The 24,843-nt window shown below is 30.5% G+C and carries 28 protein-coding genes and 1 tRNA gene; 20 read left to right on the top strand and 9 right to left on the bottom strand.

Going from position 1 to position 24,843, the window contains the following annotated elements; all coding sequences use genetic code 11:
• Window positions 1-108 precede the first annotated feature (108 nt).
• The 10 genes from K4897_RS00980 (at window position 109) to K4897_RS00935 (ending at window position 8,289) form a co-directional block, all read left to right on the top strand.
• Window positions 109-2,709 (top strand): DEAD/DEAH box helicase, encoded by a 2,601-nt coding sequence (locus tag K4897_RS00980; protein WP_250416257.1) that lies wholly within the window; start codon window positions 109-111, stop codon window positions 2,707-2,709.
• Window positions 2,710-2,857: 148 nt separating this feature from the next.
• Complete coding sequence (locus K4897_RS00975) at window positions 2,858-3,067, top strand: hypothetical protein (protein ID WP_250416255.1); 210 nt, start codon at window positions 2,858-2,860, stop codon at window positions 3,065-3,067.
• Window positions 3,068-3,202: 135 nt separating this feature from the next.
• Complete coding sequence (gene hypA, locus K4897_RS00970) at window positions 3,203-3,580, top strand: hydrogenase maturation nickel metallochaperone HypA (protein WP_019264040.1); 378 nt, start codon at window positions 3,203-3,205, stop codon at window positions 3,578-3,580.
• A 16-nt stretch (window positions 3,581-3,596) separates the two neighbouring features.
• Window positions 3,597-4,247 carry a hydrogenase nickel incorporation protein HypB gene (gene hypB, locus K4897_RS00965; RefSeq protein WP_250416253.1) on the top strand — a complete coding sequence of 217 codons (651 nt, stop codon included), beginning with the start codon at window positions 3,597-3,599 and terminating at the stop codon, window positions 4,245-4,247.
• A gap of 5 nt (window positions 4,248-4,252) precedes the next feature.
• A complete protein-coding gene (locus K4897_RS00960; protein WP_019264038.1) occupies window positions 4,253-5,293 on the top strand; it encodes a DUF354 domain-containing protein in 1,041 nt (346 codons plus the stop codon).
• A gap of 55 nt (window positions 5,294-5,348) precedes the next feature.
• Window positions 5,349-5,421: transfer RNA gene (locus K4897_RS00955), tRNA-Ala, on the top strand.
• 44 nt (window positions 5,422-5,465) lie between these two features.
• On the top strand, window positions 5,466-6,560 hold the full coding sequence (locus K4897_RS00950; protein WP_019264037.1) for a hypothetical protein: 1,095 nt from the start codon (window positions 5,466-5,468) through the stop codon (window positions 6,558-6,560).
• A gap of 13 nt (window positions 6,561-6,573) precedes the next feature.
• Window positions 6,574-7,026, top strand: a complete 453-nt coding sequence (locus K4897_RS00945) for a DUF1890 domain-containing protein (protein ID WP_019264036.1) — start codon at window positions 6,574-6,576, stop codon at window positions 7,024-7,026.
• 4 nt (window positions 7,027-7,030) lie between these two features.
• Complete coding sequence (locus K4897_RS00940; RefSeq protein ID WP_019264035.1) at window positions 7,031-7,336, top strand: DUF1894 domain-containing protein; 306 nt, start codon at window positions 7,031-7,033, stop codon at window positions 7,334-7,336.
• 8 nt (window positions 7,337-7,344) lie between these two features.
• Complete coding sequence (locus K4897_RS00935) at window positions 7,345-8,289, top strand: methionine synthase (RefSeq protein WP_019264034.1); 945 nt, start codon at window positions 7,345-7,347, stop codon at window positions 8,287-8,289.
• 3 nt (window positions 8,290-8,292) lie between these two features.
• On the opposite strand, the gene cobM is transcribed toward K4897_RS00935, so the two are convergent.
• Window positions 8,293-9,045, bottom strand: a complete 753-nt coding sequence (gene cobM / locus K4897_RS00930; RefSeq protein WP_019264033.1) for a precorrin-4 C(11)-methyltransferase — start codon at window positions 9,043-9,045, stop codon at window positions 8,293-8,295.
• 117 nt (window positions 9,046-9,162) lie between these two features.
• Here cobM and K4897_RS00925 point away from each other — a divergent pair, with 117 nt between their 5' ends.
• From K4897_RS00925 to K4897_RS00915, 3 genes are read left to right on the top strand one after another with little or no spacing between them, the layout of a single operon-like run.
• A complete protein-coding gene (locus K4897_RS00925) occupies window positions 9,163-9,555 on the top strand; it encodes a hypothetical protein (RefSeq protein WP_250416251.1) in 393 nt (130 codons plus the stop codon).
• On the top strand, window positions 9,552-10,046 hold the full coding sequence (locus K4897_RS00920; protein ID WP_019265634.1) for a hypothetical protein: 495 nt from the start codon (window positions 9,552-9,554) through the stop codon (window positions 10,044-10,046). Before K4897_RS00925 ends, K4897_RS00920 begins: the two co-directional genes overlap by 4 nt.
• A 25-nt stretch (window positions 10,047-10,071) precedes the next feature.
• Window positions 10,072-10,440: a hypothetical protein gene (locus K4897_RS00915; protein ID WP_019264030.1), complete on the top strand. Its 369-nt coding sequence runs from the start codon at window positions 10,072-10,074 to the stop codon at window positions 10,438-10,440.
• Here the strand turns inward: K4897_RS00915 and K4897_RS00910 are convergent.
• The 3 genes from K4897_RS00910 to mtxX are packed head-to-tail and all read right to left on the bottom strand — an operon-like array spanning window position 10,437 to window position 12,741.
• On the bottom strand, window positions 10,437-11,198 hold the full coding sequence (locus K4897_RS00910) for a TatD family hydrolase (protein WP_019264029.1): 762 nt from the start codon (window positions 11,196-11,198) through the stop codon (window positions 10,437-10,439). The two genes, K4897_RS00915 and K4897_RS00910, sit on opposite strands and share 4 nt — an antisense overlap.
• 5 nt (window positions 11,199-11,203) lie before the next feature.
• Complete coding sequence (gene uppS / locus K4897_RS00905) at window positions 11,204-11,968, bottom strand: polyprenyl diphosphate synthase (RefSeq protein WP_094516442.1); 765 nt, start codon at window positions 11,966-11,968, stop codon at window positions 11,204-11,206.
• A 56-nt stretch (window positions 11,969-12,024) separates the two neighbouring features.
• Window positions 12,025-12,741, bottom strand: coding sequence for a methanogenesis marker protein Mmp4/MtxX (gene mtxX, locus K4897_RS00900; RefSeq protein WP_094516443.1), 717 nt, complete (start codon window positions 12,739-12,741; stop codon window positions 12,025-12,027).
• Window positions 12,742-12,833: 92 nt separating this feature from the next.
• Here mtxX and K4897_RS00895 point away from each other — a divergent pair, with 92 nt between their 5' ends.
• Together K4897_RS00895 and K4897_RS00890 are read left to right on the top strand one after the other, a co-directional pair.
• Window positions 12,834-13,424: a TetR/AcrR family transcriptional regulator gene (locus K4897_RS00895; RefSeq protein WP_094516444.1), complete on the top strand. Its 591-nt coding sequence runs from the start codon at window positions 12,834-12,836 to the stop codon at window positions 13,422-13,424.
• Window positions 13,425-13,437: 13 nt separating this feature from the next.
• Window positions 13,438-14,703 carry a YhgE/Pip domain-containing protein gene (locus K4897_RS00890; RefSeq protein ID WP_250416249.1) on the top strand — a complete coding sequence of 422 codons (1,266 nt, stop codon included), beginning with the start codon at window positions 13,438-13,440 and terminating at the stop codon, window positions 14,701-14,703.
• 34 nt (window positions 14,704-14,737) lie between these two features.
• Here K4897_RS00890 and K4897_RS00885 read toward each other — a convergent pair whose 3' ends face one another.
• From K4897_RS00885 to K4897_RS00865, 5 genes are all read right to left on the bottom strand, one after another.
• Complete coding sequence (locus K4897_RS00885; protein WP_094516446.1) at window positions 14,738-15,349, bottom strand: Ig-like domain-containing protein; 612 nt, start codon at window positions 15,347-15,349, stop codon at window positions 14,738-14,740.
• A gap of 85 nt (window positions 15,350-15,434) precedes the next feature.
• Window positions 15,435-16,811, bottom strand: a complete 1,377-nt coding sequence (locus K4897_RS00880) for a 2,3-phosphoglycerate synthetase (RefSeq protein ID WP_019266140.1) — start codon at window positions 16,809-16,811, stop codon at window positions 15,435-15,437.
• A 91-nt stretch (window positions 16,812-16,902) separates the two neighbouring features.
• Window positions 16,903-17,190, bottom strand: coding sequence for a UPF0058 family protein (locus K4897_RS00875; RefSeq protein ID WP_019264022.1), 288 nt, complete (start codon window positions 17,188-17,190; stop codon window positions 16,903-16,905).
• A gap of 131 nt (window positions 17,191-17,321) precedes the next feature.
• Window positions 17,322-18,101 carry a pyrroline-5-carboxylate reductase gene (locus tag K4897_RS00870; protein WP_250416247.1) on the bottom strand — a complete coding sequence of 260 codons (780 nt, stop codon included), beginning with the start codon at window positions 18,099-18,101 and terminating at the stop codon, window positions 17,322-17,324.
• A gap of 5 nt (window positions 18,102-18,106) precedes the next feature.
• Entirely contained in the window at window positions 18,107-18,823 is a 717-nt protein-coding gene (locus tag K4897_RS00865) for a UPF0280 family protein (RefSeq protein ID WP_019266138.1), read from the bottom strand.
• Window positions 18,824-18,939: 116 nt separating this feature from the next.
• Between K4897_RS00865 and comA the strand changes: the two genes are divergently transcribed.
• From comA to hdrA, 5 genes are read left to right on the top strand one after another with little or no spacing between them, the layout of a single operon-like run.
• Window positions 18,940-19,710: a phosphosulfolactate synthase gene (gene comA, locus K4897_RS00860; RefSeq protein WP_019266137.1), complete on the top strand. Its 771-nt coding sequence runs from the start codon at window positions 18,940-18,942 to the stop codon at window positions 19,708-19,710.
• 32 nt (window positions 19,711-19,742) lie between these two features.
• The gene (locus K4897_RS00855) at window positions 19,743-20,990 is read left to right on the top strand and encodes a methanogenesis marker 16 metalloprotein (RefSeq protein WP_019266136.1); all 1,248 of its coding nucleotides are present in this window, start codon (window positions 19,743-19,745) and stop codon (window positions 20,988-20,990) included.
• A 15-nt stretch (window positions 20,991-21,005) separates the two neighbouring features.
• Entirely contained in the window at window positions 21,006-21,614 is a 609-nt protein-coding gene (gene hdrC / locus K4897_RS00850) for a ferredoxin:CoB-CoM heterodisulfide reductase subunit HdrC (RefSeq protein ID WP_019266135.1), read from the top strand.
• A complete protein-coding gene (hdrB, locus tag K4897_RS00845) occupies window positions 21,595-22,536 on the top strand; it encodes a ferredoxin:CoB-CoM heterodisulfide reductase subunit HdrB (RefSeq protein WP_094516450.1) in 942 nt (313 codons plus the stop codon). The genes hdrC and hdrB overlap by 20 nt, the downstream gene beginning before the upstream one ends.
• Entirely contained in the window at window positions 22,536-24,842 is a 2,307-nt protein-coding gene (hdrA, locus tag K4897_RS00840) for a ferredoxin:CoB-CoM heterodisulfide reductase subunit HdrA (RefSeq protein ID WP_250416245.1), read from the top strand. The genes hdrB and hdrA overlap by 1 nt, the downstream gene beginning before the upstream one ends.
• Window position 24,843: the final 1 nt, after the last annotated feature.

The raw sequence follows: 24,843 nt of genomic DNA, 5'->3' as shown, positions 1-24,843 counted from the left end.
ATAAACTGCTCTACAGAGCATTTGATAAGTATCATTTACACGAATAATTTAAATATTTAATTTATTCATATATTATTTTATAATAAATAACTGTTTTTCAAGATTATTATGACAAAATCAACAATTGACATGTTTAAAAATGATGTAAGGTATAGGGACAGAATAGCTCATGTAGAAACTATTCCTGCCAGAAAAGCCAGCTATAAAAAAGTTGAGAATTTAAATCCTAAAATTGTTGATTATTTAAAATCTAAAAATGCCAAATTATATAAACATCAGGCAGAAACTTATGAAGCTATTCAAAAGGATGAAAATGTAATTATTACAACGCCGACAGCTTCAGGTAAAACATTGGCTTTCAATTTACCTATTATGGAAACAATGATTGAAGATAATAAGGCTACAGCATTATACATTTACCCTGCAAAGGCACTGTCAAATGACCAGCTCCATGTTTTGGAAAATCTTGAAAAATCTCTTGATATTAAAATTAATCCACATACCTATGATGGAGACACTCCAAAATCTAAAAGATATGATATTCGTCAGAAATCAAGGATTATTTTAACTAATCCGTATCAGCTGCATCTTATTTTGTCCTGGCATCATCAGTGGAAGCGTTTTTACAGCAATCTGAAATTCATAGTCATTGATGAGTCCCATTATTATAAAGGTATTTTCGGTTCAAATGTAGCCTATCTTATTCGCAGACTGAAAAGAATAGCTAATTTCTATGGGTCTGATCCACAGTTTATATTGTCTTCTGCAACATTAGCTAATCCATTGGAACTGGCTAACAGATTAACTGGTGAAGAATTTAAATTAGTAGATAATGATACATCTCCAAGCGGAGAAAAAGATTTTATATTGTATAATCCATTTAGAAATTACAGGAGAAAAAAACACAATAACTCTGAAGCACCTTCTGTGCATATGGAAACAGAAAATATCTTTGTTTACTTAATGTTAAAAGACATTCAAACATTATGTTTCACTGTTTCACGTAAAATAACAGAATTAATAGCTATGTGGGCTAAAAAAGATATGGATAATATCAAAAGGAAATTAACTCATAGAATAACTGCATACAGGGCAGGTTATCAGGCAGATGAAAGACGTGAAATTGAAGACGGCTTAAAATCACGTAAATATCTGGGGGTTACCTGTACAAATGCTCTGGAATTAGGTATTAATATCGGTTCACTTGATGCAGTGATTATTTCAGGATATCCCGGAACTATGATTTCCACATGGCAGCAAAGCGGAAGAGCAGGAAGAAGTAATCAGAAATCATTAGCTATTTTAGTTGCTTTTGAAAATCAGCTGGATCAGTATTTTATGAATAATCCAGATTTCTTTTTTGATAAACCTCATGAAAATGTAATTATTGATTTGTCAAACCATATATTACAGGAAGCACATTTATTGTGTGCTGCTAAAGAGTTAACTCTCAAAAAAGATGAAGCTATGGATTATTTCGGAGCAGATAAAAAAGTTTTGGATAAATTAGTTTCTAAAAAAGATTTATATCAGAATCCTCGTGGAGATTATATTTATCCATATGATGACAATCCTGCAATGTCACATTCCTTGGATCAGTTATCCAATGATGAATTCAGAGTTATGAATAATGGTAAACTTTTAGAGGTTATGGAACGTTCACAGGTGTATAGGGAAGCACATGAAGGAGCTATTTTGATTAATAAAGGTGAAACATATCATGTAGACAGTGTTAATTTAAATAGTCATTTTGTAAATGTTTCTAAAAATACTGTAGATTATCATACTATGGTTTTAAATAAGGTACACATCAATATTGAGAAAAAATTATCTAAAACCCGATATGGTAATTTAAAAATCCATTTTGGTGAATTAACCGTAGAAGAAGATTATTACAGATATAAGAAAATGCATTTTTCAAAAGTAATTGGGCAGTTTAATTTAAATTTGCCTCCTTTAAAATTCAGAACAAAAGGATTATGGTTTACAATTCCAAGGGAAGTTAAAAATAAACTTGAAGATTTATATAAAGATGAAGAGGAAGTCTTTGAAGGAGGACTTCACGGTGCAGAACATGCATTAATCGGTTTATTTCCGCTTCATGTAATGTGTGACAGATTTGATATTGGTGGATTATCTACAAATTATCATGAAGATACTCAGGAAGCTACAATATTCATTTATGATGCTTATGAAGGTGGAATTGGAATAACACAAAAGGCTGTTGATGTTTTTGTTGATTTATTAAAATCTACAAGAGATTTACTTAAAAATTGTGATTGTCATAATGGATGCCCTTCATGTATTTACTCTCCGAAATGCGGAAATGATAATAAGCCCCTTCACAAAAATGCAACTGAATATATTTTAAATTATATGTGTGATTTAATCTCACAAAAACAGGAAGAAATAGTTGCTGAAAAAGTTGATGAAGAGGAGATTATTGAATCTTCTAATGATAATATGAAGCTTGAAACATTATATGAAGAAGCTTATGATTTATATTCGCAGGGAGATTATTTTAACTCAAAAGAATCCTTGAATGAGTTAGTGGATATTGATGATGAATATGCTGATGCATGGGCGTTATTTGGTAGAATATTATATGAGCAGGGTGATATGAATGGAGCTAAAATGTTTACAAAACGAGCTCTAAAAATTGACTCGGCCAATGAAGATGCTAATGAATTATGGTTAGAATTAAAATAATTTATTTTATTTTTTTCGTTTAATCTATTACAATTTTTTTGAATATTAAATGGAAATACAGTAGGAAACTTTAAATATTTTCAATGTTAATATATACATAATACGATAATTTTGTATTGGTTTTTTAATTGAATTATGGAGGGGTATTATGGTTAGTCCAATAGTAGCAGCTATTATTTCTTTCTTCTTCCCTGGTATTGGTCAAGTAGTACAAGGTGAAACTCAAAAAGGTATAATAATGTTTGTTGCAGCAATTGTTCTTTCAATTATTTTAACATATGCATTAGGCACCATTGGTAATATTATTTATTTAATATATGCTATATATGCTGCATATGATGCTTATAATATGGGATAAATTAATTTTTATCCATTTTATTTTTTTATAAAACTTATTTTTTTTTGATTTTCACATTAATTAACAATATTTATTAATCATCCTAACTATAATTATAATATTAATATTTTTTTCTGAATATGTAGGAGAAATAAAATGCATGAATTATCTATGGCTCAAGGAATAATAAATGCAGTAATAGATACTGCAGAAAGTAACAATGCAACTGAAGTTACTGAAGTTGGTATTGAAATTGGCAGATTGGCTATGATAAACCCTGAACAGTTACGTTTCATGTTAAGTGTTTTAGTTGAAAATACCATAGTTGAAGATGCCGATATTAAAATTGAAGAGATACCTGTTGAAATTGATTGTCCTGAATGTGGATTTAAAGGAGTAGCAGAACTGGATGATAAAGATCACTATGCTCCAATTGTAGACTGTCCAAAATGTGGAAATAAAAGGATATCTATTTTAAATGGAAAAGATTGTATTGTTAAAAATATTGTTATTGAGAAACCTGATGATGATTAGATAGGAGGAATTGACTATGCATAATGTAGCTGATGTAGAAGTACAAAAAAATATTATGGATGCTAATAAAAGATTAGCAGACAGGAATAAGAAAAATCTTGAAGATAAAAATATTTTTTGCGTTGATTTTGTTGGAGCTATTGGTTCTGGTAAAACTACTTTAATTGAAAACATTATTGAGAATACTGATGATAAAATTGGTGTAATTGCAGGAGATGTAATTAGTAAATTTGATGCAGGCAGAATAGAAAAACACAATGCTCCTGTAGTTGGTTTAAACACTGGTAAAGAATGCCATTTAGATGCTCATTTAGTAGGTCATGGACTTGGAGATTTGCCATTAGATGATTTGGACATGGTTATTATTGAAAATGTGGGTAATTTGATTTGTCCTGTTGATTTTGATTTAGGTTCCCACATGAGAATTGTTGTTGTAAGTGTTACTGAAGGGGATGATACTGTAGAAAAACACCCATTAATTTTCAAGACTTCTGATTTAGTAGTTATTAATAAAGTGGATTTAGCTGATGCTGTTGGTGCAGATGCTGATAAAATGGTTAATGATGCAAAACGTTTAAATCCTGATGTTCAAGTTATTAAAGCTAGTTTAAAACAAGGTGAAGGTTTATCAGAAATAATCGCTGCTATTAATAAACAAAAAAGATAGTTAAGGTGATTTCGTTGAAAATTTGGATTGATATTTCAAATGCACCTCATGTAAGATTCTTTAAGGATGTCATTAAATACTTGGAATCTGAAGGAGAAGATTTAATAATTACAGCTAGAGACTTCGGGGATATTCATAAACTAATGAATATGTATGATATAGATTTTATTTCTGTTGGAAAACATGGGGTAAGTTTATATGATAAGCTTAAGGAAAGTACTTCACGTGTTTATGAACTTGTAGATGTTATTAATAATGAAAAGGTGGATGTTGCACTTAGCAAACATTCTATTGAACTTCCGAGAATAGCATTTGGTTTAGGAATTCCAAGTTTATATGTTTTAGATAATGAACATGCATTGGCTGCGAACAAATTAACTCTTCCATTATGCAACAGGATTATCACACCAAATAAAATTGACATCTGGAAACTGATGCAGTTTGGAGCAGATCCTAACAGCATCATACCATATAATGGAACTTCCGAATTGATGCATTTTAAGAGCTTTGAATATAATGACAATATTTTCGATGATTTGGATCTTAAATTAAAATATCCAAAAACTATTTTAATGAGGCCTGAACCATCTTTAGCATCTTATTTAGATGCAGATTGTCATAAATCAGTTTTATCTCCAATTGTTGATGTATTAAAAGAATATGCTAATATATTGATATTGCCAAGATTTAAAGCACAAGCAGAAATCTTTGAAGGTATTGACAATGTTACTATTTTGGAACCTCCCGTCGATACTTCAAGTTTAATGAAAAAAGCGGATTTGGTAATTGGAGCTGGTGGAACTATGAATCGGGAAGCAGCAATATTGCAAACTCCTGTTATTTCATGTTATCCTGGTAAAACATTAGCTGTAGATCAGTATTATATAGATCAGGGTTTAATGTTTAGGTCTAATGATATTGATGAGATTATACAAAAAGCTTTGGCTTTTATTGTTAATCCTCATGAAAAAATAGATTTTAAAACTGATGATTTATTCCAGATTATTATTGATAATATTTATGATTTAGGTAATGGGAGTAAATAGTTTTTTATATTAAAATAACTAAATATTATATAATATATTTAGTTTTTATTATTATGGGCTGGTAGCTCAGATGGTAGATCGTCGCCTTGGCATGGCGGAGGCCCCGGGTTCAAATCCCGGTCAGTCCATTTATAAATTTTCAAAAAATAAATTTTAAAATTGTGATTAAATTATGATGTTAATAGCTCAGAATCATTTACAACTAATCTTAGAAGTAGGGGCAATGTTATTTGTTACATTGGTTTTTTGTCTTAATTTAATTCCATTGTCACTTAGTGTTGTAACATTTTTATCTCTCTTTTTAGCTGGTGGTTTCACACTTCTTTTTGGAGCAGATATTCTTTTATTAATTATTTCATCTAGTCAGAATGAATTTACACATCCATTTGGGCCAATTGCTTTAATGGCTATTGTTTCTGCATTTGCATCGCTGAAGGTGATGAAGAATTCGGGAGTGGATGTAAGACCTCTTAGAAAAGTTGTTTTATTATTCCTTGCAGGCATTACCCTTTTTGGTGGATTAATGCACAGATCTTTCTTAATCTTATGGATATTAGGTTTATTTGTAGGATACATCATAATATCCAAATCTTTCAGAGAAAAATCAGTTTTTACGCTTAAAAGAATTTTAATGTTTTTTGGAGCAGCTGTTGCAGGTTTCTGCGGACTTGAAATAATAGCTAGAATAACTGGAATGACTATTTTCTCTCCATTATTAAGATTAGGAAGAATTGAACAATACTCTTCATCCAGTATTAAAATGGTATTAAATAACATTCAGTTAATTGGACATGATGGTGCAGCTTCTTTCTGGGGTACTGAAGGAACTGCATTTGCTGAAGGATATATTACTTTACCTATGCAATTAATCATATTCTTTGGTTTGCCGTTTCCACTATTCTGTGGAGTCCTTGTAAATCAAAAAGATACAATTGATTATATGCTTCCAGGTATTTTCGGATATGGATTTGACTTTGGTTATTTGGGGCTTGTTGGATTAATAGTTTTTGTTTTAGGAACTATTATTATTGGTTTAAAAATATTAACCATGTATAGAGAAAAAAGAGAACATAATAATAAAAAATACTTAGGTAAGGAAGTATTATTGACTGGTGCATTAACTGCATTTATTTCACAAGCATTAATTGGTATGTTTGTGTTTAATAGGTCTATTAACGGGCTAGCATTACTTTCATTTATATTCTTAGGAGCATTAATATTAGCTAATGTTGTCACACTTAAATCAAGAACTAATAAGAATATTTAAAGAGGTTGAAAAGATGAAAGCATTAATATTATTGGGGTGTCCAGAAACCCCGTCACAAACACCTATGTCAATTTATGCAGCTTATAAATTGGCCGAAAAAGGTTATGATGTAACAATAGCTGCTAATCCTGCAGCTTCAAAATTAGTTAAAGTTTCTGATCCGGAAAAATATTATATTCATGAAATGATTGATTTGGATGATTGTTTAGCTAATATTCAGGAAGGGGAATATGATTTATTACTGGGATTTGTACATAAAGATGCAGCCGCATCTTATTTTGTAACTTTTTATCAACTTTTACAAACTAAATCTATTGCACTTGTATTTGAAAAAGATTCTGAGTTATTAAAGGAATATACAGAAACAGTTAGTGAAAATACGGATGCAAAAGTAATTTCTGTAAGAGCATTCCATAATCCAAATCCACTTAAAGTTAATTTAGATAAAGCATTGAAGGAGTTGTAGTAATATGTCTTTTTGTTTAGATACCTATCTTCAACAATCTGATAATTATGAAATTTTAGCATCACAGGCTGGTTTTAAAGATTGTGCAAGACTTATCAGATATAAATCTCCAGAAATCATTTATGTTAATGCTGGAGAAGAAATTTTAGGATCTCGTGTCATTGGTATAACTCCAATTCCTATTGGAGTTGATTCAATAAAAGGAACTGTACTTATTCCATATACTAAACCATGTTATGGTACTGCAGTTGTAGAATTGCCTGTTGATATAGGTGAAATTGAAAAGATAAGAAAATTAAATATTAAATAGATGATTTTATGATTTCTACTGTTGTTGGTAGTTTCCCAGCTGAAATAAAATCTCCAACCACTACAAAAGACAAAATATTAAAAGTATTTGGGGCTTATGATTCATTTAAACAGTCTATAAAACAAACTGTAATCTCACAACTTGATGCCGGTGTAGATATTATTTCTGATGGTCAGGTTCGTGGAGATATGGTTTCTACTTTTACTAATTTTATTCCTGGAATGATGCTGGAGGGAAATAATACAGTTATTACTTCTAAAATCAGACAGCCTACAAAAGAAATTTCTATTAATGATTTAAAATATGCTAAAAAAGTTATGAATGATTATTTTAATGGAAATATTCCTAAAGGTAAAGGAATTAAGGGAATTATAACTGGTCCTTCTACAATTGTTTATTCATCACGAATTGAGTCTTTTTATAAACATAAGGAAGATGCAATTTTAGATTTGGCCAGAAGTCTTAAATATGAAGTGGAAGCTATTGAAAAAAAGATTAATCCGGTTTACATTCAGGTTGATGAGCCATTTTTATCTACAGGGCTTGTGGATTTAAAAGTAGCAAGTGAAGCTATTGATATAATTGGAGAAAATCTCACTGTTCCATTAGCTATGCATGTTTGCGGTAATTTAGACAGTGTTTTTAAAGATTTGATTAAATTCAATATTGATATTCTGGACTGTGAATTTGCAGGAAATGATACTAACATTAAAATTTTAGAGGAAAATGCATCTTTAGTCAAAAATAAAAAAATAGGCTTTGGCTGTCTTGATACTTCTATAAATGAAGTGGATTCTAAAGAAAAAATTGAAAATCTTGTAGCTAAAGGTGTTGAAATTCTTGGAAAGGAAAATATAATTTTAGATCCTGATTGCGGGTTAAGAAGAGCCAGCAAAGATGTAGCTTTCAGTAAACTTAAATTAATGAATAATATAAAAGAGGAATATAGTTAAAAATTATCTATATTCATGTTTAAAGTTTGGATCATATAGCTTAGAAGGTGTGAAATCTCCAGGGTTTAACACATCTCCTACTACAATCATTGCAGTCTTTGTAATATTGGCATCTTTTACTTTTTGTGCAATATCCTTTAAGGTCCCTCTAATTATTTCCTGGTCATTCCAGGTTGCTTTTTTTACAACAGCTATCGGAGTGTCTTCATTGTATCCGACCAGCAATTCATCAACAACTTTATCAATCATACCAATTCCTAAAAAGATACACATAGTTGCATGATGTTTTGATAAGCTGGAAATGCTTTCACTACGTGGTTTTGGAGTTCTGCCTTCCGGACGTGTAATAATAACTGTTTGTGAAATTTCAGGTAATGTCAATTCTGTTTCAAGTACACTGGCTGTACCAAATAGGGAACTTACTCCAGGAATAATATCATATTCAATATCATATTTTTGCAGCTCTCTTATTTGCTCACCGATAGCTCCATAAATGGAAGGATCTCCAGTATGAACTCTGGCTACTAACTGTCCTTTAGAAGTTGCTTCGCGACAGATTTCAGTTGTTTCGTCTAAATTTAATACAGCACTATTGTAAACAACACATTCTTTTTTTCTAGGATTTAAAACTTCTTTGTTAACTAAAGAACCAGCATAAACAATAACATCGGCTTTTTCAATAACATTTCTTCCTTTAACAGTTACTAAATCCGGGTCACCAGGACCTGCTCCAATAAAGATTACTTTACCTTTCATAATACAATTTTTTGATTTAACTTCTATTTAATGATTATGAAACTAAAAAAGAATTTAACACCAATATTTCACTTTAATTTAAACAAAGTTTATTAATTCTTAAGATAATTAAAAAATATGAACGAAAAAGGATTTATATCAATAGAAGCCATTTTTTCTATTTTTATAATATTATTAATAGCTACATCATTATTGTTTTACGCTCAATCAAATTTGGAATCAAATAAAAATATTGAATCAACTTTTAACCATAGACTGATTTTAGATAATTTAGCTAATTGTATAAATCAGGTTAACTCAAATGGTGACGGTTTTTCTAAAAAAGTTTCGCTGCCTCAAAAAGAGTATTCTTATAAGATTACAGTTGAAAAAAGCAAATTAACAATTGAATACTCAAATAAAAAAGGTGAAGTAGCTATTTTGCCAATTGATATTAGTAGAAATTATGAGTTATACAGCAGACGGACTTATTTAATCGAAAATCGAGAAGGGGAGATTGTGATATTATGAATGATGAAAAAGGCCAGCTTAGCGGGGAATATTTACTGTTGATCGGGTCATTAATAACTGTTTTGATGATTTCAGCATTTTTGATAGGTAATGAAAACGAACTTAACATAGCTATGGCTGCTGCTAAATCAGGTGTTAGTGAAGGTGTTGCATCATCATCAAGTGCCATATATCCAAAGGAAACATTTAATGAATATGATAATATGGACGGTTTAAAACATCCTTACAGTGTAAGTGTTTTGAATATTAGTTATAATTCATCGGGAATTGATAAAAACTATGGAAAACAGAAAATACAATTTAAAGTCTATGCAAAAGCAAGTCAGGATTATAATAAAAAAGAATTAGATTCAATTGGTGATAGGATTAATTATAATTTAAGAAAATCAATAGCTATAAGTTTTAACACAACAAATTCCACAAATAAACTATATAATCCTGTATTTTCCAATAATTATGTTTTTACAACAGCAAATGTGGTATGGGTTTAAATATTATTAAAAATAATTAATCTTTATGTATAGTCAGGATGAAAAAGATGAGCTTTTAAATGAGCTGAAAGAAATGGAAAGTCTTCAGATAGATATGGATAATGAAGGTAAAATTTTACAGAATGATATTATTGACTTTCTGTTAAACGGAAAAGGAAATTTGGAAGATTTGGGAGACAGAATTGAATTATATCTTTATGAATTTAAGCTGTTTTGTAGAAAACCAGTAAGATTCGGTCAGAAGGATTTTGATGTTTATTTAAATGCTGTAGATATTCCTTTTGAAAAATTAGATGCTCTTTTAAAGGATTTGGATAAATTTAATTTGGTGATTTATACAGAAATAGATAAGGGATTTAGTGTATTAAATCTAAATCTTCTGTTAAAAGATTAGATATTAAATACTCTTTTTGCATTGTTGGTTGTTATTTCATCAACAGTGTTTAAATCCATTTCTTTAATTTCAGCTATTTTTTCACAAGCTTTAATAACATTAGCTGGTTCGTTTCTTTCTTCTTTTGTCATAGCCAGATACGGGCTGTCGGTTTCAGTTAAAACATGATCCAATTTAATGTCTTTTATTAATTCCTGATGTCTTTGTGAGTAACAAAGCATTGTGGAAAAGCTCATATAATAGTTGTCATGTTCCATTATTCTTTTAGCTGTTTTTAAACTTCCGCTAAAGCAGTGAAACACTACATATGGCAGGTCTTCGTATTCGTTAATAATATTCAGTGCTTTTTTCTCACAGTCACGAACATGCATAAGCAATGGGACTTTATAGTCATTAGCTATTTCAATAAAGCTAGTAAATATTTCTTTTTGTCTTGCTCTTAAGGATTTATCTTTTACATAAAAAAAGTCCATTCCTACTTCACCAATAGCTACAATATCATTAATATTATCAATTAAATGTTTTTGAGCTTCGTGCAGTTCTTCATTTGTACATTTCTGTGAAGTTACAGGATGAAATCCGAAAGTTGGATAAATAAATCCTTCATTTTCTTTTGATAAATTTAATACAGTTTGATTGCCTTCAAGGCTTGTTCCAGAGTCAATTACTGCATCCAGCTTTTCTTTTGCTCTTTTGATTACATCTGTTCTGTCGCTGTCATAATCTTCAAAATCTATGTGGCAATGTGTATCTATCATATTTTTTATACTCCAAATCTACGTTCTCTTTCTTGGTATGATCTGATAGCTCTTAAGAAATCTACTTTCCTAAGTTCTGGCCATAAACTTTCACAGAAGTATAATTCAGAGTATGAGGATTGCCATAGTAAGAATCCGCTTAATCTTTCTTCTCCGCTTGTTCTGATGATTAGATTAGGATCATCTAATCCTGCAGTATAAAGGTTTTTACTTATTAAATCTTCATCAACATCATCAACTGTTATTAATCCTTTTTCAACATCTTTGATGATTTTTTTAACTGAATCTACAATTTCTAAACGACCGTCATATCCAATAGCTAAATTAAGTTGTCTTTTGTTATAATGTTTAGTTGCTTCTTCGGCATCGTTAATAGCTTCTTTTACATTATCAGGTAATAAATCGATTCTTCCTACTACTTTGACTTTTACTTCGTTTTTATGGATTTTTTCATGATCAACAAGTCTTTTAAAGTTTTTAAAGAATAAATTCATCAGTCCTTCTACTTCATGTTCTGGTCTGTTAAAATTTTCTGTTGAGAATGCATATGCTGTTACTATTTCAATTCCAAGTTCTATTGTCCAGTCTAAAACTTTTTCTAGAGTGTCTACTCCAATTTCATGTCCTGTTACAACATCCATATTTCCCTGAATCTTAGAATAACGTCTGTTACCATCCATGATGATTGCAACATGTTTAGGCATTTTGGAGGATTCTAAATTTCTGGAAATATACCATTCATATATTTTATAAATAAAATTTTCACCCATAATAACTACCTGAAGTAAATAATTGTCTATTAATAAATATATATTATTTAATGCTTTTAAAGTTTGGCCAATTTATATGCTAATTCTAAGCTGCGTAAATAACCTTCTGTACTTTGATCACGGCTGGTGTCAATGTATATTTCATTAATACCAAATGTTATTGCTCCAAAGCTTGGCCATGAGTTTAATAAAACAAGGGTTCTAAAAATAGTATTTCCTACAATTCCATTTGGAGCTATTAGTATGTTACATTTATTTTTTATAGCCTGGTCAATTAATACACACTGGTTTTCAATTTTTTGATTTGTATGCTTTTCAATTAATTTGCTGAGCTTTTCAGTATCATCCAGTGACTGGTTAATTTCTTTGCTTCTGCCGTAATCTCCAGGTCTTGCATATGAAAGTGTAGCTATTTTAGGAGTTTTTTCAAGTTTTTTCATGAAATTTATACAATGAATAGCTATATTAAGCTTTTCTTCTAATGTGTTTCCCTCATCAATGCCGACAGAGCTTATTAAAAATTCATGACCTTCGCCATTGATGTAGGTGGCTCTTGATATTTTGGGATAACTTTCTTTTAGTTGTTTTAAAACATTAGATGCAGATAGTGAGCCTCTTATTGTTGCATTTATATTTTTGTCTGAAATACTTTTGGCAAGTTTTTCGTCATTTTCGATTAATTCCATATTGACATCTGGTTTTTGTGTTTTAAAAATATCACAGGCTTCTAAGATGTTTTTATTTTCTCCAACTCCAACAGCTATAGTTATCATTAATTTTAATTATTCCTTTAGTATTATTTATAGCTATTTTTTTAAAGTGTAAAAACTAAACATTTATATGTAAGTAAGCACTTACTTACATTATGGAAATTGAACTAGATAAAACAGAACAAAAAATTGTTGATGCAACAATATTTCTTTTAGATAAGAAAGGGATGAACGGCACAACAACTAAAAAAATAGCTAAAAAAGCTGAAGTTAGTGAAGTTACTGTTTTTAGAAAGTTTAAATCTAAAGATAATCTTTTAAAAATAGCTAAGATTTATTATTCAGATTATTTCCTAGAGAAAATAAGTGATATTTTCACTAATTACGAAGATACAGATTTGGAATCATTATTAAAGAATACATGGTGGAAACTTGTAAATTTTTTAGATAATAATATGGACATTATTAAAATAGCTTTAGATGAGCTAATGTCCAGTCCTGAAGAAGAAAAAATGTTTTCAAAATTTTCAGATGAAGTTCTTAAAAATCTGACCAATATTTTCCAGGAACAGATTGATAAAGGAAAAATACGTAAAATCAATCCTTCAGCAGCAGCATTAACTGTGTTTAGTGTAATTGTTGAAGGAATAATATTCTGGAAATTCGAATCAAAAGTTTCCAATGATGATACTAATAAATATCTTGATGATTTTTTAGATATATTTATTAACGGTATAACCAACTAAAACGGTGGAACTAATGTCAATAGATAAAATATTTCATATAATGAAAAAGGATTCAAAAGCAATCTTTAAAAATCCTGCTGTTGTTATTACAATAATAGCAATTATTATTTTACCATCCTTATATGCACTTTTAAATATTGATGCATGCTGGGATCCTTATGGAAATACAGATAATTTGGATTTTGCAGTAGTAAACAATGATCAAAACGCAACATATAACAATGCTTCATATAACTTTGGAGATAAGGTAATTGATAAATTGGAAGACAATGATGATTTTGCATGGGATTTTGTAGACGAGGATGATGCCCGGGACGGGGTGGAAAATGGAACGTATTATGCTGCTATAATAATACCTGAGAATTTCTCCTCAAATTTATTATCAATCAATGATCAAAATCCAAAACAAGCAGAATTAACATATTTAATAAATGAAAAAACAAATCCTGTTGCTTCAAGAATGAGTAACAATGCAGTAAATCAGATACAAAGTAAAATAAATGATGAGGTTATTCAAACTGTAAACAGTGTAGCATTTAACCAATTATCAGTAATGGGTCAAACAACACCTCAATCAAGCTTATCACAATTATCTTATATGAATTCAAGTGGTGTAGATAACTATTTCTACTCCCCAACTGAAGTTACAAAAGAAAAAATAAATCCTGTAGATAATTACGGTTCAGAAGTATCTCCGTTTTACATAGTACTTTCAATATGGGTTGGTTGTGTAATTTCAATTGCATTGATTAAAGCAAGATACTTAGGTGAATCATTATACAAACCATTAGAACTTTATTTCGGTAGAATGGGATTATTTTTAGTAATAGGATTATTGCAATCAACAGTAACAATAATTGGTGCATTCTGGTTAGGAATTGAAGTCTCTAATCCTGGACTGTTCATAGGATGTGTTTATTTAATAACATTAGCATTTATGACATTTATTTATTCATTGCTGTCATTATTTGGTAATGGTGGTAAAGCATTAGCTATTATTATATTGGTACTTCAAATATCTACAACAAATGGTATTTATCCGGTATATGTAATGAATGACTTTTTCCAAGCATTAAGTCCATATTTACCTATGACTCATGCTATAGCTTTACTTAGAAATGCATTACTTGGTGTTTATTGGCCAACATTTTTCACTGGTGTTTATGCAATGATTGGAATGATTATTGGAACATTGATTGTAACAATTATTATTAAAGAAAAATTCGATAAAGTAGCTAATAAATTTGAACAAGCATTAAAAGACTCAGGATTATTCTAATTCCTGAGCTTTATTTTTTTTAAATCTTAAATTTTTATGTATGGTAACATCCTGCATTATAATCATATGGAACATATGCTCCCATATCATTTCCTTCATCATCCATACCTGGAATATAGTGCCATCCTTTAGCAGCTGCTTCTTCACGACTAACTCCTAAACAATCATAATCAGGTCCATATCCAGTTTTATACGAATATCCGTCTTCACTCATTATGTTTTCAGTTTTATCGCTGGAACTACTTTCACTATTACTTAATGATGTGGTTTGGTCAGATATTGTTAATGATTGTGTAGTTTCACTTTTGGAATATTTGTCGTTTCCGTTGTAAATGACTTTTACAGTGTATTGTCCGTCACTGATTCTGTTAAGTTGTAGCACGCCATTGCCCATTTCATCAGTTGTTACTTGTTGATTCTTTTCATTTTCAATTATTATATCTACTTTTTGATCAGATATGGGATTTCCATTTGAATCTTTTAGTGTAATTGAAATTGTGTCTCCATTTTTTAAAGTATCCTTGCTTATAATATTTATTTCACTGGATTCCTTTCCAAAATTAGTCATTAATGTTATTAGTGTTAAAAGTAGGATAACAACAATTATTAACAGTATGACGATAAGTTTCTTCTTATCTTTTTTCATTTCATTTCCTCAATTATTTTAGTATTAATATATTGTATTAAAGAGGTTATAAATTTAGTTGTAAAAAAAGTAAAAAATAAAGAAATTAATCTTTATTAAAATCTTTGATAGCTTCATCAACTATTTCTAAAACAGATTTGGATAAATCAGGATATTTGTAATTTATTGGAACTGGTATATTGTCACAGTATACCACATCTAAACCAGCTTTTATTGAGTCTTTAGTAGCTACATCAACAGCAGCTGCTTTAAGTTCAGTAAGCATTATATCTGCTTCATCCATGTGTTTTTCTATGTCTTTTTTCAAAAGAGGTCTGTTGGATAAGTGTGGGGTGGTTCCAACGATTTCACAGTTATAATTGGTTTCCAGATAGTCAACTAATTCATGTTCAATACTTTTTGGAGCAGTTGTAGCAAACAGCACTTTTTTACCGGAAATATCTGCTAACGGTTTTGGTCTAAATACAGTTGAGATTACTTTTGCTTTTGGATTTATTTCTTTTATAAAGTGTTCAATGTATTCTCTTTTTTCTTCATTGCACATTGGTTCTTCACACATTGTTAAAATAATTAAATCACCAAGACCAATTCTATAAGGTCCAAAATAATCTATAATATTGTTTAATGGTTGATTTGCACCGATAAGTACAATATTTTTATCTGTTTTAATTGGAGGAATTGCTGCTCCACTACCTTCAAATATAGCAAATTTAGAATCTACCTGATTAGCTAATTTCGCTCCTTTTTTCATATTGGTTAAAAAGACTTCACCTGCCATTCCACCTCCACAACGTCTGCAGCCTATTGTTAAGATTCTGCTCATTAAAGCATCTTCCCAGTGATCACTAGCTGCATGAACTCCTTTTTCAGACTGTTCCAATAAAAATTCAGGGGTTATTTCAAGCTGTTCTCCGTGAACTATTTCCGGTTCTTGAGGTCCGCCTCTTCCCATGGCTATTACACATGGTTCATATCCGTTTTTATCAATTAATCTGGATACAAATCCTGAAACTGCTGTTTTTCCTATTCTTTTTCCAGTTCCGATTATTTTTATTGAAGGTTTTTCCATTATTTCATATTGTGTAACTGGATCAAATTTAAAATCAGGACCCTGATAACTTACCCCTTGTGCAAGTGTTTTACAAGCTATTTTAAATCGTTTAGGATAATCCAGGATAGGTTCATCACTTAAATCCATCACAGCATCTACATCATATTTTTTAATCATTTCTACAATAATGTCATAGGGAATATCATCATTTTTTGCAAATTGCACTGGAACACCTAAAACTTCAGAATATGATTCTTCAGAGTCATCTCTTAATTTTTCAGTTCCTCCAATGAAAACAGCAGCTACTATGTCGATATGTTCTAAGTTATTTAAAACATCGATTGATTCTTGGGTGACAGGAAGGTAATGTTCTCCGTCAACTAAACAGAGCATTTTACTAGTACTTTTCATATTAATCACTTTGGATTTTTTTGATTAATTAGTATTATGGTAAGTAATAGTATTAAAAATATTTGAATTTAAAAAAAGAAGAAAATGGGATTTAATCCATTTTTATATCATTTTGAGACCTTTTAACAAGATCTGCTAAAGAGTTACATACATTGTCCGGTATTGAATTTTTATCTTTTTCGTTTATTACCTGTGCAATTATTTTACAGAGAACAAAAATAGCATGTTTGTGTTCTGCTTTTGTTTTATGGATGTGGTGAGGGCTTATTTTAAGGGATATGTATTCGCTACAATCGTTTTTTATTTGATCGTTTTCTGCTAAATATTTTAAAATATAAACTAAAAATTGATGTAATTGTATCATTTCATCTTTGTACATATGTATCTGACCTATTATCTATAATTATATAATTAATTAAGAGTTTAAGTAAATTATTTAAATGAAATAAATAATTAGTTTTTAATTATTTATATTATATTATCATTAATCTTATTTAAATATTGCATTGACTATAATAAGTTACATATTAACCTTTTATAAATGGCAGGTAAGTCTTCATCTAAAACATCCAATCCTTTTTGTGTTATTCCGTTTTTTGTTGCAACTTTGTTAATTAATTCATCAGGTGAGTAAATATCCTCATTTAATATGTATGTTGTACTGTTTAATGTTTCCGCAAGTATTTTAAACGTTTCTTCTTTTGACAGATTGCATCTCTCTTCAAGTTTGTTTGCAAAAAGGTCTAAACTAAGAGCTATAAATGCAGGCATACAGCTGGCAGCTATTGTAGCTATTTCCAAATCAAGAGTATTGTCAACAACTTTTATATGGCTGAATTTTGAAAATAGGTCTTCAACAAAATCTTTATTTTCCGCAGAAACATTTTCATCATGCATAATAATGGAAACACCTTTTTTGGGATTGTTTTTATCGTATGTTGATGATATTGTTGGAATGACACAGCTTAAACCGTTATCTTCAAATTTTAAATCTATTCCTGCACAGGTATGTATAATTTGAGTATCTTTATTTAGGTGTGGTTTTATTTGCTCTAAAACATTTATCAAATCGGAGGTTTTTACTGAAATTATTATTTTTTCGCAGTTTCTTGCAACTTCTGTATTATCATCTGTAACTGATATGTGGGGGTCAGTATCTTTCAGGTGATTTATTTTAGAAAGTGTTCTATTTGCAATGTAGAGTTTATTTAAATTATAAAAATCATGATTGATTATGTTTTGACTGATAAGCTCTCCAATATTTCCATATCCAATAATTCCGAGGTTCATATATTTCACATCTTAACATTAAATTCTTCAGTTTCAACAATTTTTGGCAGTTTTCCAACAGTTCCTACATTATCCTGAGAAATAATTAAAACTCCATCAAATAACTCTTTATAGTTTTCACTAGCTTCAAGAGCATTTGATACTTTATCTTCACTATTTTGTCCAACAACTTCATTAGCTATTCTGGTAGCCAGTCCGTCAGCTATTGATGCCTTTTTACTTAGTACTGTAACACTGTCTGATTGACCAAAGCTTATTGAGTGTCCAATTTTACCTGATGATGTGCAGATTCCAAGAGGTGTTTTTCTTGCTTTTAATTTAAATCCAATTTTATTTCCTAATATGGGGTTATTTGAGTAAATGCCACATACTGCTTGTTTACTGTTTATAATAGCTATGTCTCCTCCATTTTCAACAATAGAATATTCTGATTTTTTGGAAATTAAATAATCAAGAGACATTTCAGATATGCATCCTGCAACACAGGCCATAGGACCTACATCACAGTAACTGGAAGCAGTATACATTCTTTTTATTATTTCACTTAAATTCTCTTCACCAGGACTGACAGGTTCTAGAGATAATTGAAAATCTTTATTTTTAGCTATATGATGTTCCAGTTCTTTTCTTAGTTTTAATATGTAATTTTTCAGGTTACTGTTTTTTAAATCAGTTGTTAATCTGATATGGGTCTGATTTAAATCAATATGTTGGAATTCCATAATAGTATTTTATTTAATTATTTTCTTTTATAACTATTGTTAGTGAATAAGTTAAAAAGTATGTAAGTTAATATACTATTAAACTAATAAATAAAAATTATAACAGATGTGATATATTGAAATCTTTTAATTTTTTACTTAAAAAAAGAGAAGAAAAACCAAGAAAAAAAGGTATAACAATGGTTCTAGACAAAGGTTTAGGATTGGAAACTGCTGAAAGTTTAATGAATATCTCTGGAGATTATGTAGATTACTTAAAATTTGGATGGGGAACATCAATTGTACATGAACAGGATATAATCAAAGATAAGGTTGCTATGTATAAATCTCATAACATAACTCCATATACTGGCGGAACTCTTTTTGAATTAGCATATATGAATGATAAATTAGAAGAATTTTTTCAGGAAGCTCATGACTTAGGTTTTGAGGCTATTGAAGTATCTGACGGGTCAACAACAATATCTCATGATAAAAAATTAGAATGTATAGAATCAGCTAAAAAAGACGGTTTTGAAGTATTGTCTGAAGTGGGTAAAAAAGATCCTGGATTAGATAAGGAACTGTCTTTAGATGAAAGAATAGATTATATGCAAAATGAATTGGAATCTGGGTCATCATTAATCATTGTAGAAGCAAGAGAAGGTGGAAAAAACATTGGAATTTATGATAAATCAGGAAATGCAAAAGAAGATGAAATAGATTATATTTTAGATAATTTCGATGGAAATAAAATCCTTTGGGAAGCTCCAAACAAAGACCAGCAAGTATTTTTCATTTTAAAACTTGGAAATGATGTTAATTTAGGTAATGTGTCAACTGATGATATTACTTCCCTTGAAACCTTAAGAAGAGGTTTGAGAGGAGATACCGTAGGAAAAATTTAAACCGTAGGAAAGTTTAAAAGAAGGTATTTAATTTGAAAGAGAGAACAATTGACCAGATTAATAAAAAAATTGAAAATAATGAAGCCAACATATACACAGCAGAAGAGTTTAAAAAACTTATAAAAGAAGACAATGCTCCAGACTTTGAAGAAGTGGATGTAGTAACTACTGGAACATGTGGAGTTATGAGCGGTACTGCAGCTATCTTTAACTTTACAGTATCAAAGCCAGGAGTATTTATGAGGGCAAAAAACATTTATTTAAATGGTGTTCCTGCAAATATCGGCCCATGTCCTAATGAATGGTTAGGTTCTGTAGATTTAATTCTTCATGGAACTTCAAAATCACTAGAAGACCCATCATATGGTGGAGGATTCTTACTGAAAGATATTCTTGAAGGAAAAGATATTGATGTTAAAGTTGAAGCAATTAATGGAGATATTATAGAATCAACAACAAACATTGATGAAATTACAAGGGCACAAATGATTGGAACACGTATGGCGTTTAAGAATTACACTGCATTTGTAAATCCATCTGCTGAACCTGTTTCATCAATATTTTCAGCTATTCCTCTGGAAGGAAACTTGAAAGGATTGACATTTTCAGGATGTGGAGATTTAAATCCACTTCAAAATGATCCAAATAATTTAATAATTGGGAATGGAACTAGAGTATTATTAAATGGTGCTGAAGCTATTGTTTTAGGGCAAGGAACAAGAAGTTCACCTGAAAAACCAAATTTAATGGTTTCAGGAAATCTTAAAGATATGGAAGCAAATTATGTTGGAGGATTTAAAACAGGTGAAGGCGGAGAAGTTTATGATACACTGGCTATTCCAATTCCAGTTTTAAACGAAGAAATATACAATAATTTATTAATTAAAAATAGTGATATTCCGTTAACTGTAGCTGATATTAAAGGCCGTCATTTACCTTTAACACAAACTAACTATGGTGCAATGTGGGATAACCATGAGCTAAGACCAAAATATGTCTCAGATAACTGTAATTGTGATATTTGTACAGTTGAGGAAGTATGTCCGACAAATGCTTTTAAAAATAAAAAACTGGATTTATCTAAGTGTTTTGGTTGTGGAATGTGTGTACATTATTGTAAAAACAATAGCTTTACAATGGATGCGGGTAATGTTGATTTGGAAATAGAAGGCAAAAAACATAATGTTCCAATTATTTGCAGGCAGTCAGATGCCTTAAGAGCTAATAAATTATCTTTAAAATTGAAGAAAATGATTAAAAATCAGGAATTTAAATTATAATTGAGGTTATGAAATATGCATACTCAAAAAATCAATGAAACACCTCTTGATTTTGCTGAAGCTATAAAAGAAGATATTAAAAGTTCAAAAGATGAAGGTGTTTTAAAATGTGTTCAGTGTGGAATGTGTACCTCAACATGTCCTGCAGCACGTCATTCTAATTATAATCCTCGTGAAATAATGGAGAGAGTCTTTGAAGGAGATGAAACGCTTCTGGAAGATGAAGATTTATGGAAATGCTTTTATTGTTATACATGTCATAGCACATGTCCTGTTGGAAACAGTGTCTGTGAAGTTAATCAGATTATTAAGCAATTTGCCATATCAAAAGGAATTGCATATGAACAGTTATATGATTATTTAGGATTTGCAGATAGCTACTTTAATGCAGCTATTGGTGCAATCCCATCTAATTTTTATGAAGAAATCAGCGAAGATGTAGAAGGCTGGTGGGACTTTAGACAGCATTTAAATGAAATTAGAGATGAATTAGGTTTAGGTCCTGTTTCACCACCTCAGGAAGTTGTTGATGAAGTTTCTTTAATTTTAACTAACACAGGCTTTAAAGATAGAATGGATAAAATAAGAAAATCAAAGGAGGGTAATGATGAAACAGGTTCCTGATAAAAATATTCTTTTGTTTAAAAGTTGTCTTGTAAGTGTTGAATATCCTGGAATAGAATCATCTACCAAATTTGTTTTTGATAAAATTGGCATAGATTATGAGATTTCAGATAAACAAACCTGCTGTACAGGTCTTGGACATTACTCTGATGTTTTTGACCAGTTTACAACAACAGCTATTGGAGCACGTAACTTTAAAGTAGCCGGTAATTTAGATAGGCCAAATTTAGTAATGATGTGTGCAACATGCTATGCAATTAATAAAAAAGTAGCTAATATTTTAAATAAAAAAGATAATGTTAGAGATAAGGTAAATGACGTTTTTGATAAATCAGATTTGAAAAATCTAAAATATGAAAAGGGTGATGTTGATTCATCTAAAAATATTTTTCATGTAGTGGATATCTTATATAGCAAACGTGATGAAATCTCTAAAAATATTAAATATGACTTAAGTGATTATACAATAGCTACTCATCATGGCTGCCATTATTGTAAAGTTCATTATGATGATACAATAGGTGGAGTTAGGGATCCTAATATCATTGATGACATAATAGAAGCATGCGGATGTAAAACAATTGGATGGTATGATCATAAACGTCAAACCTGTGGAAGCGGATTTAGACAGAGATACTCCAATAAAGACATTTCTATGGAGGTAACTGAAGATAAATTGCACTCAATAAAAGATGACGGAGTGGAAATTTTAGTTCATTTATGTCCTAATTGTCATGTTCAGTTTGACAGATATCAGAACTTAATATCTGAAAAATGTGGTGAAGAATTTAATACTATTCATTTAAATATAGCTCAGTTTGTGGCTATTGCAATGGGTGGTGACTTTAATAAGGTTATAGGTGTAAAAGCACATACTGTACCAGTAGATTCAGTCATTAAGGATTTAAGGGAGGTTGACTAATGTCTGAAGATTTAAAAGTGGGAGTTTTCATCTGTGAATGCGGAGGAAATATTTCAGATACTGTAGATATTCAAAAAGTTAAAGATTCGCTAAATGTGGAAGTTGTAGAACAGTTTGTAAATTTATGTTCTTTAAATGGAAGAAAAATCATTAGGGATGCAATTTTTGAACATCATTTGGACCGTGTTGTAATTGCAGCATGTTCTCCAATAAGTCATGAAAAAACTTTTCAGGATTATGTTCAACCGTTAAATCCTTATTTGATGGACATGGCAAATATTCGTGAACAATGTTCATGGGTTCATAAAGATAATGATAAAGCAACTAAAAAAGCTATAACTCTTATTAATGCTTCTATAGAAAAAGTAAAAAAATCAGATGCCGTTAATCCGATTTACTGTCAAACACCAAGTGAAGTAGCAGTGATTGGTGGTGGAATAGCGGGTATGAATGCAGCTTTATCACTGGCTAAACAGGGAACAAAAGTAACTATTATAGAGCAGTCTCCATCTATCGGAGGACACATGGCTAAAATAGGAAAAGTTTTCTCTCCTGTAAAAATAGCTGAAGAATGTGGAATGTGTCTGTTAAATCCTATATTGAATGAAGTTGTTTGGAATGAAAATATTGAGATTATAACAAATGCAAAGGTCGTTGAAGCAGAAAGAAGAGCAGGAACTTATAATCTGATTGTTGAGAAATCTCCAAGATATGTAGATACAGAAAAATGTATAGCATGCGGAAACTGTGCGGAAGTTTGTGAAGTGGAAGTTCCCGATGATTGGAATGACGGATTATCTAATAGAAAAGCTATTTATCGTCCTTTTGGACAGTCCTATCCTGAAGCATATGTTGTAGATATGGAACATTGTGACAGATGTGGAGATTGTAAAAGACAATGCAGTATGAATGCTATTCGTTTTAAAGTAAAACCTGAAAAGATTCCTGTTTCTGTAGGTTCTATTATTATAGCTACTGGACACAAACTCTTTGATCCGGACTTAAGACCAGAATATGGATATTCAAGATACGACGATGTTATAACTCAAAGTGAATTAGGCCGTATTACAGGAGTAAACGGTCCGACTAAAGGTAAATTAGTAAAATCAAATGGGGAGGTTCCAAAAAGAGTGGTCATGATACAGTGTGTTGGATCCAGAGATGAAAAACCGGACGGACATTTGTATTGTTCCAAAGTATGCTGCAGTGTTGCTTTGAAAAATGCAAATATTATAAAACACAAACATCCTGAAACAGATGTTGTTATCTGTTATACAGATATGAGAACTCCAAGTATGTATGAAAAGTATTATAAACATACTCAGGCCAATGGAGTAAGATTCATACGTGGAAGACCTGGAGAAGTTGTTAAAAGAAATGGTAACTTTATTGTTCGTGTTGAAGACACTCTCAAAAGGGAATTTTCAGAAATTGAAGCAGATATGGTTGTATTATCTACAGCTATGGAACCTTCTGAAGGTACTAAGGAGATTGCAAAAATCCTGAATGTCGGAACTACTGAAGATGAATTCATTAAAGAGGCACATCCAAAAATCAAACCTGTAACAACTGATATTCAGGGAACTTTTGTTTGTGGAACTGCACAGGACCCAAAAGATATTACAGAATCAATTATGCAAGCTACTGCAGCTGCATCTAAAGTAGCTGAATATAACTATGGTGGAATAGAAATTGAACCCTTCATTGCAGAAATTGACGAAGAAAAATGTATTGTTTGCGGTGAATGTGTTGAACGCTGTAAATTCAAATCAATGAGCATTCAGGATGATAAAATCTACATTGACCCAATGAGCTGTACTGGATGTGGAAAATGTTTAGTCGGATGTAAGCAGTTTGCGATTACAGTTAATGGTAATATTGATGAAAAGATAAAAGCTACAATTGATGGGGTATTAGCTAAAAAAGCACCTGGAGAACGTATGATTTTAGTTTTCCTTGATAATATAGGTTATACTGCAGCAGATAATATTGGAGTTAACAGGTTATCCTATCCTGAATCTATTCATATTATTAAAGTACTTTCTGTAAACCGTGTAAGGCCTCGTCATATTAAGCATGCTCTTGAAAATGGAGCTGACGGAATATTTATTGGCGAATTCCCAGGAGATTTAATGTATGATGAAGTTGAAAGGAAAATAGAAAAAGTCAAAGAAAGAATTAGTGAAGTTAATCAAAATCCGGATAGAATAACATTCTCAAAAGTTTATATTCCATATTATTCAGGATTGGCGAATAAGTTAAATGATTTTGATAAGAAAATTAAGGAATTAAATGAGTCTGAATAGA

Origin of the sequence: Methanobrevibacter sp. TLL-48-HuF1 (assembly GCF_023617305.1) — an archaeon.
Classification (GTDB): Archaea; Methanobacteriota; Methanobacteria; order Methanobacteriales; family Methanobacteriaceae; genus Methanocatella; species Methanocatella intestini.
Note: the sequence above shows the minus strand (reverse complement) of the source record. Positions and strands in the feature narration are given on the sequence as shown.